This is a genomic window from Phycisphaerales bacterium AB-hyl4, from assembly GCA_041821185.1.
Lineage (GTDB): Bacteria > Planctomycetota > Phycisphaerae > Phycisphaerales > Phycisphaeraceae > Natronomicrosphaera > Natronomicrosphaera hydrolytica.
In genome coordinates, this window is record JBGUBD010000005.1 from 82,784 (window position 1) to 100,596 (window position 17,813).

At 61.9% G+C, this 17,813-nt stretch carries 11 protein-coding genes, 3 pseudogenes and 1 riboswitch; of the genes and pseudogenes, 7 read left to right on the forward strand and 7 right to left on the reverse strand.

Annotation, left to right across the window (positions count from 1 at the left end; translation table 11 throughout):
- Window position 1 precedes the first annotated feature (1 nt).
- From ACERK3_09030 to thrC, 3 genes are all read right to left on the reverse strand, one after another.
- The gene (locus tag ACERK3_09030) at window positions 2–1,132 is read right to left on the reverse strand and encodes a ThiF family adenylyltransferase (protein ID MFA9478439.1); all 1,131 of its coding nucleotides are present in this window, start codon (window positions 1,130–1,132) and stop codon (window positions 2–4) included.
- Window positions 1,133–1,205: 73 nt separating this feature from the next.
- Window positions 1,206–1,487, reverse strand: a complete 282-nt coding sequence (locus tag ACERK3_09035; protein ID MFA9478440.1) for a ubiquitin-like small modifier protein 1 — start codon at window positions 1,485–1,487, stop codon at window positions 1,206–1,208.
- A 204-nt stretch (window positions 1,488–1,691) separates the two neighbouring features.
- Window positions 1,692–2,954: a threonine synthase gene (thrC, locus tag ACERK3_09040; protein MFA9478441.1), complete on the reverse strand. Its 1,263-nt coding sequence runs from the start codon at window positions 2,952–2,954 to the stop codon at window positions 1,692–1,694.
- Window positions 2,955–3,057: 103 nt separating this feature from the next.
- Window positions 3,058–3,240, reverse strand: a riboswitch (SAM riboswitch).
- Window positions 3,241–3,508: 268 nt separating this feature from the next.
- Here thrC and rplS point away from each other — a divergent pair.
- From rplS to ACERK3_09065, 5 genes and pseudogenes are all read left to right on the forward strand, one after another.
- A pseudogene (gene rplS, locus ACERK3_09045) lies at window positions 3,509–3,856 on the forward strand (50S ribosomal protein L19).
- Window positions 3,857–4,067: 211 nt separating this feature from the next.
- Window positions 4,068–5,777 carry a lysine--tRNA ligase gene (gene lysS / locus ACERK3_09050; GenBank protein MFA9478442.1) on the forward strand — a complete coding sequence of 570 codons (1,710 nt, stop codon included), beginning with the start codon at window positions 4,068–4,070 and terminating at the stop codon, window positions 5,775–5,777.
- 2 nt (window positions 5,778–5,779) lie between these two features.
- On the forward strand, window positions 5,780–6,208 hold the full coding sequence (locus ACERK3_09055) for a GxxExxY protein (protein MFA9478443.1): 429 nt from the start codon (window positions 5,780–5,782) through the stop codon (window positions 6,206–6,208).
- Between the two features lie 97 nt (window positions 6,209–6,305).
- The gene (locus ACERK3_09060) at window positions 6,306–7,925 is read left to right on the forward strand and encodes an FtsX-like permease family protein (GenBank protein ID MFA9478444.1); all 1,620 of its coding nucleotides are present in this window, start codon (window positions 6,306–6,308) and stop codon (window positions 7,923–7,925) included.
- 170 nt (window positions 7,926–8,095) lie between these two features.
- Window positions 8,096–8,848 (forward strand): ABC transporter ATP-binding protein, encoded by a 753-nt coding sequence (locus ACERK3_09065; GenBank protein MFA9478445.1) that lies wholly within the window; start codon window positions 8,096–8,098, stop codon window positions 8,846–8,848.
- Between the two features lie 234 nt (window positions 8,849–9,082).
- Here ACERK3_09065 and ACERK3_09070 read toward each other — a convergent pair whose 3' ends face one another.
- The 4 genes and pseudogenes from ACERK3_09070 to eno all read right to left on the reverse strand — a co-directional run bounded on the left by ACERK3_09070 (window position 9,083) and on the right by eno (window position 15,190).
- Window positions 9,083–9,763 (reverse strand): PRC-barrel domain-containing protein, encoded by a 681-nt coding sequence (locus tag ACERK3_09070; GenBank protein ID MFA9478446.1) that lies wholly within the window; start codon window positions 9,761–9,763, stop codon window positions 9,083–9,085.
- Window positions 9,764–10,423: 660 nt separating this feature from the next.
- Window positions 10,424–10,879: pseudogene (locus tag ACERK3_09075) on the reverse strand (PRC-barrel domain-containing protein).
- A gap of 139 nt (window positions 10,880–11,018) precedes the next feature.
- Entirely contained in the window at window positions 11,019–13,583 is a 2,565-nt protein-coding gene (locus ACERK3_09080; protein MFA9478447.1) for a PAS domain S-box protein, read from the reverse strand.
- A 314-nt stretch (window positions 13,584–13,897) separates the two neighbouring features.
- Window positions 13,898–15,190 (reverse strand): phosphopyruvate hydratase, encoded by a 1,293-nt coding sequence (eno, locus tag ACERK3_09085; GenBank protein MFA9478448.1) that lies wholly within the window; start codon window positions 15,188–15,190, stop codon window positions 13,898–13,900.
- Between the two features lie 212 nt (window positions 15,191–15,402).
- Between eno and ACERK3_09090 the strand changes: the two are divergent.
- Both ACERK3_09090 and ACERK3_09095 read left to right on the forward strand, forming a co-directional pair.
- Window positions 15,403–15,882, forward strand: a pseudogene (locus ACERK3_09090) (inorganic diphosphatase).
- A 794-nt stretch (window positions 15,883–16,676) separates the two neighbouring features.
- On the forward strand, window positions 16,677–17,795 hold the full coding sequence (locus tag ACERK3_09095) for an AI-2E family transporter (GenBank protein ID MFA9478449.1): 1,119 nt from the start codon (window positions 16,677–16,679) through the stop codon (window positions 17,793–17,795).
- The last annotated feature ends 18 nt before the right edge of the window (window positions 17,796–17,813 follow it).

The following is a 17,813-nucleotide window of genomic DNA, read 5'->3' on the forward strand; positions in this document are numbered from 1 at the left end:
TTTATGCCCCCACATATTTCGCGTAAATACCGCGTGCGACGTCCGGCTTCTGCGTGCCTTTGACGATCGCTCGGCCGTCGGTGAACAGAGTCAACTCATACGGCTCGCCGTTGTCAGTGATGTTGGCGCGGAGCATGAACTTGTTAGCGGTGACATCACCGTGGCTGCGCAGTCGGCCGGCGATTTCGTCGAAGTCGAGCTTGCCGCCCGAGGATTCTTTTTGTTGCAGTTGCACGGCGTTTCGGCCGCAGAGCGTGGTGGTCGAGCTGCCGAACTTGCCGTCGAGAAACTCGAACGATCGCTTCTTGCAGCAGACACATTCGCCAAGGTCATACGCCTTGCCGACCTTGAACTGCTTGACGAGGTTATGCCAGGTATCGATGTGCAGCAGCGTCGGGCTGACGGCGTCCCAGTTGCCGGTGAGCAGCTTGAGCGCTTCGTTGGCTTCGTAGGTGGCGACGATGCCGACGCTGGTGTTCAGCACGCCGGCGGTGTCGCAGGTCGGGTTCATGCCCGGCGGCGGAGCCTGCTCGAAGATGCAGCGCAGGCAAGGCGTGGCCTTGCCGACCTTTTCCCATGGCGAATCGCCGGCCGGCGTGTGGGGGAGGATGGTGTACTGCATGCCGACCGTACCCACCGCGCCGCCGTAGACGTAGGGGATACCGAGTTTGACGGCCGCGTCGTTGACGATGAAACGCGTTTCGAAGTTGTCCACGCCGTCGACGAGCACATCGCAGCCCTCGGCGAGCTTTTCGATATTCGTGTGGTTCAGGTCGTCAACGATGGCGGTGACTTTCACCTGCGAATTGATCTGGTTGATCTTTCGCTTGGCGGCCTCGGCTTTGGGGATGGCGTCGCGGACGTCATTTTCATCGAAGAGCACTTGCCGTTGGAGGTTGGTCGCTTCGATGAAGTCGCGGTCGACAATGATCAACTCACCCACACCCGCGCGGGCGAGCAGGTTGGCGGCCACCGTGCCGAGCGCGCCGCAGCCGACGATGAGGGCCTTGCTGGCCAGCAGCTTGCGCTGGCCTTCTTCGCCGAAGCCGGGCAACAGCATCTGCCGGTGATAGCGGGCGAGGTCGTCGATGTCGGATGTCGGATGTTGAATATCGGATGTTGTTGTGTTCATTGTCGCCTGCTACTTCCAGCGTGCAAAACCATCCCCCACATTCGCCATCCCCCATGCCACATTCCCCATTCGCTTACCCCCCCGCGATGGCGGGCACGATGGAGACTTCGTCGCCGGCTTTCAGCTCGGTGTCGAGGTTGTCGAGGAAGCGGATGTCTTCGTCGTTGAGGTAAACGTTGATGAAGCGGTTGAGCTGGTCATCCGTCTTGTAGAGTTTCTTGCCGAAGTCGGGGTATTGGTTTTTCAATGTGCCCAACGCTTCGCCGACGGTGTTCGCGGGCACGTCGACGGATTCCTGGTCGCCAACCTGGGGACGCAGCGCGGTGGGAATGTGGATTTTGACGGTATCGGGCATGTCGTAGCTCCTGTCTGTAATTGCAATGATTAGCTTGGTGTGGCGCTTACGGCTGAATGATTTCACCACGAAGAATACGAAGGATGCGAAGAGCACGAAGAAAACCGGATATTTCTTTTTTTTACTTCGCTAATACTTCTTTATTCTGCTTCGTGCTCTTCGTGTCCTTTGTGTCCTTCGTGACAAAAATCGAATGCTCATGGATCACGCCGCGCCGGCGGGGGTTTTGCCCTCGGCTTCGATTTTGGTGACGGCCTCGTCAAACTCGCTCATCTTCGCGGCGATGACGGGGGCTTCGTCGAACTGGCCGGTGAGCGACTCGATCGTCTTCAGGCCGTTGCCGGTGATGCTGACGCAGATCGACTCGTTGCTCGGCAGCTTGCCTTGCTGGATCAGCTTGATGGCGCAGGCGAGGGTCGTGCCGCCCGCGGGCTCGGTGAAGACGCCTTCGGTGCGGGCGAGCAGCTTGACGGCGTCGATGATTTCCGCGTCGCTGGCCATGGCGGCCGAGCCGCCGGTGGAGCGGACCGCGTCGATGACGTAAGGCCCGTCGGCCGGGTTGCCGATGGCAATGCTCTTGGCGATCGTGTTCGGCTTCTGCGGCTTGAAGTCGTCCCAGCCGTTCTGGATCGCTTCGACCACGGGGCTGCACCCTTGCGCCTGCGCGGCGTGCATGTGGCCGCCTTCGTCGGCGACGAGGCCGAGCTTGACCAACTCGCGGTAGGCCTTGTGAATCTTGGGCAGGATCGTGCCCCCGGCCACGGGGACAACGGTGTGCTGGGGCAGCTTCCAGCCGAGCTGCTCGGCGATCTCGTAGCCGTGCGTCTTCGCGCCTTCGGTGTAGAAGGGGCGGAGGTTGACGTTGACGATGGCCCAGTTGTACTTGTCTGCGATCTGCGAGCAGAGTCGGTTGACGTCGTCGTAGTTGCCCTGGATCTTGATCATCTTCGGGCCGAACACCTGCGTGCCGACGATCTTGCCCTCTTCCAGATCGTGGGGGACCATGACGAAGGCTTTCACGCCCGCCATCGCGGCGTGGGCGGCGACGGAGTGGGCGAGGTTGCCCGTGCTCGCGCAGCCGACCGTGTCGAAGCCGAACTCGACGGCCTTGGTGATGGCGACGGAAACGACGCGGTCTTTATAGGAGTAGCTCGGGTAGTTGGCCGAGTCGTCCTTGATGTACAGCTCTTTGACGCCCAGCTCGGCGGCGAGACGGTCGGCCTTGATGAAGGGGGTCAGGCCCGACTTGAAGCCGGCCTTGGGCTCGCCCTCGATCGGCAGCAGGTCTTTATAGCGCCAAAGCGATCGCGGGCCGGCCTCGATCGACTCGCGGGTGACGGCGCCTTTCATCCGGTCGTAGTCGTACGCCACCTCGACGGGACCGAAGTCGTCGTCGCAGAGGGTGCGTGGCTCGATCGGGTAGTCCTTGCCACATTCCTTACATCGCAGTGAAATCACATAGCTCATGCTGTTTCTCCCGTCGTCGGCACGGTTGGGACACAAAAAAACCCCACTTGTTTGACAAGAGGGGGCGTTCGCCTGGGCGTGCATTGGCCGGGACTTCAGCCGCCTCCTATCTTCCTCAAACGTGTTCGGTGCGGCAGCGGTTCCTGTGAACCCTGCGACCGATTGCACGTCGAGCGGGAATTCGCACCTTTCCGGCTCGCGACGGCGATGGTTCCAATCATCACCTGCGATCCGGGCGGTTGCGGTGGCTTCAGCGGGCCCGTCCCTCAGCCACTCTCGATAAGACGCGTGGGGCTATTCAATTGTCGAGCCGTTTATCTTACAGGTCTCGCCATGCATCGTCAACGACCATCCACACCCACGCCCACGCCCCCCCAAGCCTCAAGCCCCAAGCCCCCTTTCCCCCAGTCAGGAATGTCGCACTCGACACGGCCGGGGAAAACGGCTATTCTATTGGGCTCGCGGTAGCGGGCCTGCGCCTGCGCCGCCTGCGGGCAGCCGCCCGAATTGACCCGAACGAACCGTAAACGCCCTTAAACGAGCGAGTTGCCGCTATGAGCGACGCCATCCTCCAGGCTATCCAGAAAGAACAGCTCAAGACCGATCTGCCCGAGATCAACATCGGCGACACCGTCGACGTGCACGTGCGGATCATCGAAGGCTCGAAAGAACGCATTCAGGTGTTCACCGGCGTGGTGATCGGCATGAAGGGCGCGGGCCTGGAGCGGACCTTCACGGTCCGCCGCATCGTCGCCAACGAGGGCGTCGAGCGTGTGTTCCCGCTGCACTCGCCGCGCATCGCGACGATTGAGGTCAAGCGACAGAGTCACACCCGCCGTGCGAAGCTTTACTACCTGCGTGACCGCGTGGGCAAGAAGCGTCGCCTGGCCGACCGTCGTCGCGGCCTGGGTCGCACGGAGTCGAAGAAGGATCAGGCCATCGCCGTGCCTGGCGAAGAGACCGCTCCCGCCGAGCCGACGCAGCCTGAGAACGAGACCGCCGAGGCGGGCAGCGCGAAGCAGTAATGCTGCTCGTTGGCTGACCGCAGTTCCATTCGCAACCACTGAACGCCCCGCCAGCCTGGTGGGGCGTTCTTGTTACCATTTCCCTGCCATGAGCAACACACCCCCCGCGCAAGCCCCCGAGCCGTCCGAATCCAGCCTCATCGCCGATCGGCGAAACAAGCTCAACCGCCTTCGCGATGAGTTCAACGTCGACCCGTTCGGCCAGCGCGTGGACAACCTTCTCACCCTCACCGACGCCCGCGAGCAGTATGACCCCGCCGCTGACGAAGCCCACAAAGCCGACGCGGACAACGACGCCCGCCCGCGCGTCCGCGTCGCCGGCCGCGTCATGCAGCATCGCGTGATGGGCAACCTCATCTTCATGCAGCTACGCGATGCGACCGGCGACCTCCAAGCGGCGGTGTCGAAGAAGCTCGTCGGCCCGGACCGGTTCAAGCAGGCGAAGCTCGCGGACCTGTCCGACATCGTCGTCATCGAAGGCGCACTGGCGACCACCAAGACCGGCGAAGTCACCGTCTGGGCGGAGGGCGAGCTGGGGTATCAGATTGCTTCGAAGAGCCTCGCGCCGCCGCCGGGCAAGTGGGTGGGGCATGGCTTTAAGGATGCCGAGCAACGCTATCGCAAGCGGTACGTCGACCTTTACGCGAACCCGCATGTGATGAAGACGATGCAGCTGCGCATTCGCATCATTGATGAAATTCGCGATTACTTCCGTAGCAGGGGGTATCTCGAAGTCGAAACGCCGATGCTTCAGTCGGTGCACGGCGGGGCCGCGGCTCGGCCGTTCACCACGCACCATAATGCGCTGGACCTGCCGCTGTACCTGCGCATCGCGCCCGAGCTGTACCTCAAGCGACTGCTCGTCGGCGGGATGCCCAAGGTCTTCGAAATCAACCGCAACTTCCGCAACGAAGGCATCAGCCCGCGACATAACCCCGAGTTCACCATGCTCGAAGCGTACGAAGCGTTCGGGTCGTGGGAGACGATGGCGGAGCTGGTCGAAGACATGATCTGCACCATCGCGGAGAAGGTGCTCGGCACGCTGAAGATTGAGCATGGCGGGGGGGAAGCCTCTGATGACGCGGGGAACAACACCAAGACGCCAAGTCGCCAAGACGCCAAGAAAGTCATCAACCTTGAGCGCCCTTGGCGACGGGTCCGCATGGATGTACTCGTCGAAGAACGAACGGGTTGGAAGTTTGACAAGAGACCATTACAGGACGCACACCCTTCGTTATTACAGTTTTTGGTTTTTGGGGAGAATATTCGTTCTAAGAAACTAGCGGAGTTGATGATTAGTTCAGATGAACATAAGGAAGCACTCCTTAAGAACCGCGCCGTATTCGTTGAAGAGCAACTAAAAGCACTCTCGCCGGCGGAGCAACTGGTCGAGGTGTATGAGAAGCTCGTCGAGCCAACGTTGATCGATCCGACGTTTGTGACGCACGTGCCGAGCGTGGTGATTCCGCTGGCGAAGGAAAACAAGGACGACCCGTTTTTCGCGGACGTGTACGAACTGGCGATCAACGGCGTTGAGATCAGCCCCGGCTACACCGAGTTGAATGACCCCGATGTGCAGGAGAAGCACTTCCGCCACCAGGTGGGCGATCGTGAAGAGCAGCAGCAGGTGGATGAAGATTTTCTCGAGGCGCTGCGCGTCGGCATGCCCCCGGCGGGCGGGATCGGGTTAGGCATCGATCGACTGGTGATGATGCTGCTTGGCGCGGAGAGCATCCGCGACGTGGTGCTGTTCCCACTGATGCGGCCGGTGAAGTCACAGAAAGAATCCGAGGGGTGAAGATGCAACGCCAAGTCGCCAAGTCGCCAAGTCGCCAAGCAGAGCCGAGCCAGGAAGTGGATGAACTGGCAAGGCAGGTGATCGGTGCGGCGATTGAAGTGCATCGCACGTTGGGGCCCGGTTTTCCGGAGTCGGTATACGAAGAAGCTTTATGCGTGGAGTTGGCGGAGCGCGACATTCCGTTTGTTCGGCAGCCCATCATTGAGGTGCACTACAAGGGTCGGCGTGTTGGCGAAGGTCGGCTCGACCTCTGGATTGATAAGAAGCTCATCGTGGAATTGAAAGCTGTGGAGCAGGTGCTCCCCAAGCATCGGGCCCAGGGCAAGGCCAACCTCTGCGCCACCGGAAACGAACTCGCCCTCGTGATCAACTTCAACGAAGCCATTTTGAAAGATGGCATCCACCGCGTCATCCTGACCAACCCTGGCTAAAATCTATCCCCATGTCTTTCCTTGGCGTCTTGGCGTCTTGGCGACTTGGCGACTTGGCGACTTGGCGACTTGGCGTAAAACTCAACCACTGAACCGCATGTATAAACTCGTCCTTATCCTCAAGTACCTCCGCCGAAAGCTTGCGCCGATGTTCGCGGCGCTGGCGGTGACGCTGTGCACAGCGATGGTGATCATCGTCATCAGCGTCATGGGCGGTTTTCTCGAACTGCTGCGCGACTCGGCGAGGCAACTGACCGGCGACGTGATCGTCACCGCGCACTCGCTGGCAGGGTTTCCGAATTATGAAGGGCTCATCGACGAGCTGGAAGCGCTGCCGGAGGTTTCGCGGGCGACGCCGATCGTGCGCGGGTATGGGTTGATCAACCTGATGGACCGCACGATCCCCGTTGAGATCGAAGGCATCCGCCCCGATGAATACGGGCAGGTGGTCAACTATCGCGAGACGTTGCAGTGGGCGAACGGGCCTGACCCCGACGATGATACGGCAGTGCCGGGCGAGCAGTCGATGCGCGTGCCGGAGTATCTGCAACGGCCGGGCTGGGACGAAGTACCCGGCGCGGTGCTGGGCATCGAGGTGAACCCGATGCACTTTCGCGATGCGGAGGGGCAGTACAACCCGCTGAACGCGGCGGTCGGTCGGCCGTTCACTGCGACGGTCGTACCGATCACGCAGCGCGGCGACTTTCAAGAGCCACGTTACCAGCAACTGATCGTGGTCAACGAGTTCAAGAGCGGTTTGTATGACGTGGATGCGAACCGCATTTTCGTGTCGTTCGAGACGTTGCAGGAGCTGCTGGGCATGGCGCCTGCCGAGGTGTGGACGCAGTTTGATGAGTGGGGCGAGCCAGTCGGTGAGCCAACCGTTCGGGCAGGGCGGGCGACGGAAGTGATTTTGCGTGGCGCGGACGGCGTGGCGGTGAGCGAGCTGCGCAGCGCTGCGGCCGAGGTGGTCACGCGATACCTCAGCGAGAATCGCAACATGCCGCCGTTGCAGGCGATCACCTGGCAGCAGCGACACGGCGCACTGCTCGCAGCGGTGCAGAACGAGCGCGGGCTGGTGACGTTCCTGTTCGTGATCATATCGATGGTCGCCATCGTCATGGTCGCGACGACGTTTTACATGATCGTGCTGGAGAAGACGCGCGACATCGGCGTGCTGCGCGCCATCGGGGCGTCGGGGCCTGGCATCATGGGCATCTTCCTCGGCTACGGGCTGGCGATCGGCATCGTCGGCTCGCTGGTGGGCTTCGTGCTCGCGTACGTCATCGTCACGAACCTCAACGAAATTCAATATGCACTGGCGGAGCGGATGGGCACGGCAATCGCATGGGCGGCGCTGGTCGCCCTGGCGACGATCGTGGGCGCGGTGCTCGGCTCGCTCATCGGCAAGCGGCGCGACACGGCGTTTGAGGCGGGGCTGCTCGGCGGCATCATCGGCTTCGTCGGCACGCTGGTGCTCGCGGTGGTCGGCTTCGAGTGGCTGCACGCCGGGCCGCTGATCGACTTTAACGAACAGTACGGCTGGCGGATGTGGGACCCGAGCCTCTACTTCTTCGACCGTATCCCCGACCGCGTCGACCCGGTGGACGCGACCGCGATCGTCATCGGGGCGATCATCTCGTCGGTCGCGGGCGCACTCGTGCCCGCACTGCTCGCGGCGAGACAGGACCCGATCGAAGCGTTGCGATATGAATGAGATGGCTTGTGAGAAGGGTGGCAGGTCCGTCCATGAGATTTTCGGTTGACCGCGAAGGAGCGAAGGATGCGAAGGGACGAAGCGGCGCAATGTTTCTGTGAAAATATCTTCGCCTCTTCGCTTGCTTCGCTCCTTCGCGGTAAAACATACAGCGTAGAGGTGCCCTACTGTTGAATAGCACAGTCTCCATGCCGGAAGCCAACGACCAATCAACCGCTGCGCCGTTGCTCGTTGCTCGCGGGTTGCATAAGCATTACCGCATGGGCGGTGAGGATCTGCATGTGTTGCGCGGGGTGGATTTGAGCGTGGCGCGGGGGCAGTGGTTGGCGGTGCTTGGCGCGTCGGGGTCGGGCAAGAGTACGCTGTTGCATCTGCTTGGCGGGCTCGATCGGCCGGACGAGGGCGGGGTGACGTTTCACCATGAGAATCGAGCGGTGGACATTTTCGCGTTGCGCGGGTCGAAGCTGGATCATTATCGCAATACGCATGTAGGCTTCGTCTTTCAGTTTTATCATCTGCTGCCGGAGCTGAGCGCGTTGGAGAACGTGCTGGTTAGCGCGATGATCAGCCGATCGATCATCGGTTGGCCGGGCGCACGTGGCGAGGCGCGCGAGCGGGCGGAGCAGTTGCTGACGCGTGTGGGGCTGAAGGAGCGGATGCGTCATCGGCCTGCGAAGCTGTCGGGCGGGGAGCGTCAACGTGTGGCGATTGCGCGGGCGTTGATCAATCGGCCGGCGGTGCTGCTGGCGGACGAGCCGACGGGCAACCTGGATGCGGACACGGGGCGGGGCATTATCGATCTGTTTCGCGAGCTGCACAGCCAGGGGCAGACGACGGTAATGGTGACGCATGACCAGTCGATCGCGGCGGTGGCGGACCAGAGCCTGACGCTGGTGCGCGGGGCGCTGGTGGCTGATCAGTAGCGAGCGCGTGCTCATACGCATGACTCATCAAACTCAAACTCAGGCTCGGTGTACGTGACACAGGCCCACGGATTCCATTCGTGGGCTTCCAGCGCGTCCAACGAAAAAGCCCGACAGCGCTGACGCGCCGTCGGGCTTATGTGTGGCCTCAATCCTTCCGCTCATTGAGGCCGGCCACCTGGGGACCGCGAGGAGACGCAAGCTCCCCACGGCCACATGGTTCGCCTCGGCCGATCAGTACTGCTCGGCCTCTTCGCGTTCCTGCCGTTCGCGCTGTTCGCGCTGCTGGTGTTCACGCTGTTGCTGCTGTTGCTGCTGCATGCCTTCTTCACCCGGAGGGGCGTAGCCGAACACCTGCCAGTAGGGCTCTTCGTCGAACGCCTGGTGGGTCTGCATCGCCCACTGCTGGTCCTGCCAGTCGGGCTCTTCGCCTTCCTGGTAGGCCACCTGATCAAGCTGCTCTTCCGTCGCGTCGAGCGTGAAGCGCTCTTCCTGCTCATCGAACTGCAGCGCCTGGAACGGCACGGGGGCGAGCTCTTCGCCGATGCCGAGGATGCCGCCGTAGCTGAGGATGCCGTAGATCACACGGCCTTCACGCGTGTCGATCACCAGGTCCTGAAGTTGGCCGATCTCTTGGTCGTCACGGCCGCGGACCTCGAAGTCGAGCAGTTCGTTATAGCGGTACACGCGCGGTTCCCGCTCGACCAGTCCGGCCTGCTGGAACTGCTGATGCACGCGCTGGGCGAGGCGCTGCGATTCCTGTTGCGCCTGTTCCTGTTCGACGCCGGCCTGCGTCAACGCCTGCTCGATCTGCTGCTGAATCTGCTCACGCTCGCCGGGCTGCTGCGAAAGCTGCTGGGCGAGGCGCTGTGATTCCTGTTGCGCCTGCTGCTGATCGACGCCGGCTTCGGTCATGCCGCGCTGCAGCCGTTCCTGAATCCGCTGCTGCACCTGTTGCTGCTGTTGCTGCTGATGCTGTTGCTGCTGTTGGGGCTGCTGTTGCTGTTGCTGCTGGAGCTGCTGTTGTTCCTGCTGCTCCTGCTGGAGTTCCTGCTGCTGCTGGTGTTGCTGTTCCTGGCCGGGCCGCTGTTGCTGCTGTTGCTGTTGCTGAATCTGCTGCTCGACCTGCTGGCTGAGGCGCTCGGCCTCCTGTTGTGCCTGCTGCTGGTCAACGCCGGCCTGGGTCAGCGCCTGTTCGAGCTGCTGCTGAATCTGCTGTCGCTCGGGCTGTTCCTGCTGGAACTGCTGCGCGAGTCGACGGGCCTCCTGCTGCGCCTGCTCCTGCTCGACGCCGGCCTGTGTCATCGCCTGCTCAAGCTGCTGCTCGAGCTGCTGGCCGGGCTGGCCCATCGGCTGCTGCATCTGCTGCTGCTGTTCCTGCTCCCAGTATGGCTCGACGCCAAGCTGCTGATGCAACTGCTGCGCCCACTGCTGATCGTTGAAGTCCGGCTCGTCGCCTTCCTGGAAACCTTCAACCTGCTGCAACTGCTGCGGCTGAATGATCAACTGAAGCTGATCCTGCTCCGCCTCGAATACCTGCCAAGGCAGCGCGTAACGCTCGCCTTCCTGCTGTTGCTGTTGTTGCTGCTGTTGTTGTGGCTGCTGCTGTTGCTGTTGTTCGAACGCCTGCTGTTGAAACGTCGCGATCACGTACGCGATACGGCCTTCGTTCACGTCGACCGTCAATTCCTCAACCTGACCGATCTCCTGACCCTGTTGATTCACAATACGCTGACCCTCGTACTGCTCGGCCTGGAGGAGTTGACCCTCCTGCTGCGCACGAGCCTGCGGGTCCATCAACTGTTGCTGCTCTCGTTGCTGTTCCTGCTGCTGTTGCTGTTGCTGCATGCGTTGCTGTTCGTCCGCCGCCTCGCCTGGCTGTTGTTGTGCCAAAGCGAGCCCGGGGGCGACAGCCAGCGCAAGCGCGGCCGACCATGTGGCTCCTCGATAAACATTCATAATCACTTCTCCTTCGTGCGGTGTGGAGTCGGCGGATCGGTGACACGGCAACCACCTTGATTGCCCTTTCATCAATGCCCCACCAATTCTCAGCCGACCTCAAATTCGGTTTTGTCTACGTGCACCATAGGACGTGCACGGCACTGAACCGTCTGCGATGTGTGCTGTTTCACGGGTCGGGCAAAGCCTGACCGCTGCCCCGCCCTGCCGATCACGCGGACTCAACACTCGGCCGAGGGGTGTCCGGTGCGAACAACTCGATCCGCGTGCCCCGCCCGGGCGAGCTTTCGATCCGCGTCTCACCGCCGAGCACGTCCAGCCGCTGCTGAATGCTGAACAGCCCGAACCCCGTATTGTCCAACGTCTTTTGCGCCGGGTCGAACCCGACGCCCTCGTCGCTCACCGCCACGCACACCCGCTGTCGCTCGTCTGTGCTCAACGTGACATGTGCATTGCGCGTGACGGCGTGTTTGACCACGTTAAACAGCAGCTCGCGCGTCGCGTTGAACAGCAGCACGCGAACGTCCTCCGTCGCGGGGTTGGCCGACCGGTCCGCCTCCACCGTCACATGTAAGCCGTGCTTGTCGCGCATCCACCGCGCCAGCCAATCCAGCGCCGCTGCGAGGCCCGCATCGTGCAGAATCGGCGGACTCAGCTCTGTCGTCAATGAACGCGACGCATCCACCGACTGCGTCAGCAGCTCGTCAATCTGTAACAATCCGCGAATCGTCGGCTCGTCTTCGAACTGCCCGATCATCGCATGCAGCCGAAGCTTCGCCGCAACGAGCAACTGCTGAAGATGATCGTGCAGCGACTGCGCCAACTGCCGACGCTCGCGCTGCTCGGTCTGCGTCAGCTCCGCCGCCAGCGCCCGCAGTTGCGTCGCCCGATGCTCCGCCTCCGCGGTGCGCTCCGCGACGCGCTGTTCCAGCGTCTCGTTCAACGACTGAAGCTTGCGCTCCGTCGCGCGACGCTCCGCCAGCTCGCGCTGCGCATCGCGATACAGCAGCGATTTGTCGATCGCCATGCTCGCCCGCCGCCCCAGCTCCGTCGCCAGATCCACATCCGCCTGGTTGTACCGCCGCCTCAAACCAAAGCCGTCGGTCACAAACGTCAGCACGCCGAACACCCTGCCGCGCCCTTTCAGCGGCACGCTGATGTACGAACGCAAACCTGCTTCACGCAATATGCGCAAATGTGTTTCATCGTGCGCAACCTCCGTCAGCATGTCATCGCGAATATCATCCGCCCAGTCCACTTCACCCGAACGCGTCACCGCCCACGGGCCCCATGACGCGTGCGGCGCAACAGGATATCGCTGCGCCATCTGCTGAATCATCGGCGTCCGCTGCGCGTCCGCATGCACACCCGTCAACACAGACAGATCCCCCTGTGCCGTCACCAGATCAATCTGGCACCAGTCCGCCAACTCCGGCACACTCAACTGCGCAATGCTGCGAAGCGTGATCTCATAATCCAGCGACGACGCGAGAATCCGACCCGCCCGCGCCAGCAGCTTCGTCGCTTGCTGCGCATGCTTCTCTTCCGTCACATCGTAAAACACCGTCACCGCGGCGACCATCCGCCCCGACCCATCGCGCACCGGCGAAGCGCTGCCACGCAACGTTCGCATCGTCCCTTCCTGCGGATGGCGAAACTGCATCTCCTCCGCCGACACCACCTCCCCGTCACGCAGCGCCCGCGCCAACGGCCACTGCGCCGCCGGCACCGGCGTCCCATCCGCGCGAAAGCCCTGAAAATCCGCCTCCTGCCAAGGCTTCGCCAACACACTCGGCCCCGTATGCCCGGTGATCTGCTCCACCTGCGCGTTGGAATACAGCAGCTTCCCGCTGGGCGCTTCCACCACGATCACCGCCACCGGCATCTGCTCGATCACCTCCTCCACCAGCAACCGCTCCGCCTTCAACCGATCCATCAATTGCTGGCGATCCTCCTCCGCCCGGCGACGCTCCGTGATGTCACGCACCGCCCCCATCACACGCACCACACGCCCCTGCTGCTCATCCCAGATCGGCTGAGCATCAATCGTCACCCAACGCGTCTGCCCCTGCTTCGTGATAAACCGCGTCTCAACCGAGCAAGGCTTATCCGTCAGCAAGTCCGCAACCAACTGCCGCAACGTCGGCCGATCGTCCGGGTGAACAAACTTGTCCCAGTCCGCAACCGAATCCACCTCATCGTTCGAATAGCCGGTGATCCGCTCGAACGCCCCCGACTTCCACTCCACCTCATGATTCCCATCCGCCTTCACCCGATAGCTGAACGCATAGTCGCTGGTCAGCTTCGAAAGCATCCGATAGCGCGCTTCGCTATCACGCAACGCCGCCTCCGCCCGTGCCCGCTCAATCTCTTCTTCCCGTCGCCGAGTCACGTCCACCGCCGTCCCCGCCACGCCAATCAACTCTCCCGATTGACTACAGAACGGCTCAACCGTCAGATCGAAATAACAATCCCGCCCCTCAACCCGAAGGCGGATCTCCCGACGTTGGCCCTGACGCGTGTCCAGCACCGCCTGCTTGATCTCCCGCAGCATCACAGCATCGTCCGTGGTGAATATTTCCTCGTCCGTCTTGCCGACCAGCGCCCCCACAGGCTGATCGACCACGGGGTTGTTCACCCACGTATAACGCAGCTTACAATCCTGAAGAAAGGCCGACACCGGCGTATTGCGCAGCACAAACTCAAACGGCTTCAGGTCATTGTCAACGACGTCCTGCGAAACACAGATCTTCGGCTGAAAGCCTTTTCTACGCATGGCCCCCTTGCTCCTGCACGACTTGATACCAACCGATTTTCATCCTGCATCCTATTGTCGTTGACACATGAAGGAAATGATCAAACCGATTTATACACACCTTCATAGCCGCTGCCCTTTCCAAACCCCCTAATGAAAAACCCGCGCCTTTCGGCGCGGGTTCAGGTTCACTAAGCAGCTTGTCGTGATGAAGGTAGGTTAGCCCGGTTCCAAATTCGGTTCAGCGGCTACCACAACCCTCATTTAGCCGCGGTGCTTGCACCGCGCTCTTCGCCGACAACGCGTCTCCCAAACATGAAGCCGCGCAACCGAAATCAGCCTTTATTCCAGAACGCGCCGCCATACACACCGCGGTCGCCCAGCTCTTCCGCGATGCGAAGCAGTTGGTTGTACTTCGCATTGCGATCCGAGCGAGCCGGAGCGCCCGTCTTGATCTGCCCGCAGTTGGTCGCCACCGCGATGTCAGCGATCGTCGCGTCTTCCGTCTCACCCGAGCGATGGCTCAGCACCGCCGAGTAGCTGTGCCGCTGCGCCAGGTTCACCGCGTCGAACGTTTCGCTGAGCGTGCCGATCTGGTTGACCTTTACGAGGATCGAGTTGGCCGTGTCGTTGTCGATCCCCTTCTGCAGAAACGCCGGGTTCGTCACAAACAGGTCATCGCCAACGAGCTGCACCTTGTCGCCGAGCTTCGCGGTCAGCTTCTTCCAGCCGTCCCAGTCGTTTTCATCCAGGCCGTCTTCCAGCGAGCGGATCGGGTACTTCTCACACCAGCTTGCCCAGTAGTCGACCATCTCGTCCGAGCTGACCACCTTGTCGGGGTTGGACTTGAAGAAGACGTAGCCGCCCTTCTTCTTGTCATACATCTCGCTCGTCGCCGGGTCGAGCGCGATGAAGATCTGCTCGCCCAGCGAGTAGCCCGCCTGTTCGACCGCCTCGGCGATGATCTTCAGCGCGTCTTCATTATCTTTCAGGTCCGGTGCGAAGCCGCCTTCGTCGCCCACCGCCGTCGACAGGCCGCGCTTGGTGAGCACCTTCTTCAGCGTGTGGTAAATCTCCACGCCCGAGCGCAGCGCGTCGTGGAAATTATCAAAGCCCCAGGGCTGAATCATGAACTCCTGAAAGTCGACGTTGTTGTCCGCGTGCTTGCCGCCGTTGAGAATGTTCATCATCGGCACGGGCAGCGTCTTCGCCGCCGTGCCCCCGAGATAGCGATACAACGGCAGGCCCATGCCCTCGGCAGCGGCGTGGGCAGCGGCCATCGACACACCAAGAATCGCGTTCGCACCGAACTTGCCCTTGTTGTTCGTGCCGTCGAGCTCGATCATCACGCGGTCGAGCTCTTCCTGGTCGCGGGCGTCCAGGCCGATCAGCTCCGGGCCGATCTCGCTGTTGACGTTCGCCACGGCCTTCTCGACGCTCTTGCCGACGTAGTAATCCTTATCGTCGTCGCGCAGTTCCACCGCCTCGTGCTCGCCCGTGCTCGCACCGGAAGGCACCATCGCCCGCCCGGCAGTGCCGTCGGCCAGATGCACCTCAACCTCCACCGTCGGGTTGCCACGCGAGTCAAGAACCTGCCTGCCATGGACGATATCAATCTCAAAGCTCATAAAATGCCCCTCACTGATGGGTTTTGGGTCGTGGAATGTCTGCTAAAGTACGGCGGACGCCGCGAAGCAGAAAGTTTAGCACAGCCGCAAAGGGCTTGCACAAGACGCGCCTGTCCGCGATGCTGCATAAACAAGTCCGCGAAATACCAACTTTGGAAGGAAAAACCAACGTGCTGCCTGAATCGTACCTGAAGCTACCCCCCGGCCCGGACATGCCCAAGAGCATCAACGCCATCGTCGAAATCCCCAAGGGCCGACGATGCAAATTCGAAATCGACAAGAAGACCGGGCTCTTCAAACTCGATCGCTACCTCTACTCCTCCGCCATGTACCCCGGCGACTACGGGTTCATCCCCCAGACCCTCGCGGAAGACGGCGACCCGCTCGACGTGCTCGTCATGGTCAACGAGCCCACCTTCACCGGCTGCCTCATCGAGGCCCGCCCGCTGGGGCTGTTCAAGATGACCGACGGCGGATACAACGACTTCAAGGTGCTCGCCGTCCCCGCTGACGATCCGATCTTCTCCGAATATGACGACCTCTGGCGCGTCCCGCCCCACTTCCTCCGCGAGGTTGAGCACTTCTTCGCCACGTACAAACAGCTCGAAGGCACGACCGTCGAAACCATCGGCTGGGACACCGCCGACCGCGCTCGCAAGGAAATCATCGAGTGCGTCGACCGCTACCAGCAGATGAACGCCACGGAAAAAGCCCGCGCGAACAACGGCAAAGCCGCCGCCACCCGCGCCAAGAAAAAGAGCAGCAAGAAGAAGAGCACGAAAAAGCGCTCGACCAAACGCGTCGCAAAGCGAACCGCGAAGAAAAAGACCCGGACGACCTGACAGACAACGTCGACAACAGAAGCCCACGGCGTCACGCCGTGGGCTTCGACCTTCGATTCAAAAAGACATTAGAACCATTTCGAATCCGAGCCCGGCGCGCACAGTCCCCACATGGCACGCGCACAAACCCGGCGCTGCAGCCAACAGATAACGAGTGCCTGGCTCTGGGTTGGGTTTTGCTTGCGGTTGACGTCGCCAGCGGTTTACAAAACCGCTGATGGACAGGGCGACGTCAGCACCACGCAAGCAACCCCGAAAGGCCGGCACGTCGGGACTCGACGAACGACGCACGCAAGGCAACCGCCTCGCGCAGCGCCGCTCGACGGGCTTGCGTGTTGCGCCTCACCTGTCCGGGGCAACAGCACACCACGACCCCACGTTCTCCCGAATCGGCCGGCAGCCGCGGGCACTCGTTCACGTTTCGTCATCAAGCCGTTGTGCTGATTCACCACCGTCGCCGCCGACGCGGGCCCGCACGAGCGCGCCCGCGCCGGCTGCAGGTGGTAACGACAAAGCCCACGGATGGCATCCGTGGGTCCCCGGCCCCGACGAACACCCCCAGCTCGCGCATTGTCCGCCATCCATGTCATACAAATGATGCGATTAAGCAGGTCTGGCCCTTTCGCAGCCGCGTATGATCTGACGTGGAGTCGTTGACAAATCAATCTGATCCATCGTCGCAACGCCTGCCGTTGTGGGTGACCTTGCTGATATGGGGGTCGCTTGTCGGGCTGGTGTTTTTCTTCTGGGAAGCGTTCAGCCTGGTGTTTATGCTGCTGCTGGCGGCGGCGGCGGTGGCGGGGCTGCTGCGGCCGGTGAGTCGACGCGTGTCGCACAACCCGATGCACGGCGGACTGATCGTGGGACTCGGTTTCTGGGTGGTGTTCGCCTCGCTGATCGCGCTGCTCGGTTGGTTGCTTTATGACCCGATCGCCCAGCAGTTTCAACAGTGGCCCGAGACGGAACAGAGCATCAACCGCGTGCTGCGAGAGTGGCTGCAATGGCTCGGCATCGATGTGGAAGTGACGCTTCGCGAGCTGCTGCTGGGCGTGGTCGCATGGCTCGGCGGCGAGGGCGGCCCGGATATGGACATCCTCGCCGAGCTGGCGGACGGCATCGGCGTGCTGGTGGTGGCGCTGGTCGTGCTGGTGTTCGGCTCGACGTTTCTGCTGATCGAACCGCCGGGCCTGATCACCGGACCCATCGCACGCATCCTGCCCGATGCATACGGCAAGGCCGTGCGGGCGACGTTCGGCGATATCGACTTTCGACTGCGGTGGTGGCTGATCGGCATCATGATCAGCATGTCGGCCGTGGGCACGTTGGCAGGCTTCGGCTTCTGGCTGGCGGGGCTGGAATTCTGGCTGCCACTGGCGATCTTCGCCGGCCTCGCCGAGATCGTGCCCATCCTCGGGCCGTCGGTCGCATTCCTCATCGCCCTGCTGTTCGCCGCGACGCAAGGCCCGAACGAAATGATCGGCGTGCTGATCGTCTGGGCCGTCGTGCAAGTGCTCGAGCCCTACGTGCTCGTGCCGATCGTCATGCGAAAAGCCGTGCGAATCCCGCCAGTGGTGACGCTGTTTACCGTCGTGCTCTGGGCACGCATCTTCGGCCCGCTGGGGCTGCTGTTGGCGATCCCGATCAACATCACCATCTGGGCATTCATCAGCAACTTCGTCCTCAAACGCCGCGAACAGGCCCGCCAGCAGTACGGCCGATCGCCGCCACCACCGTCAACGCCACCACCACAAACGTCCGACTGAACGAGGCGAAAGCGAGCT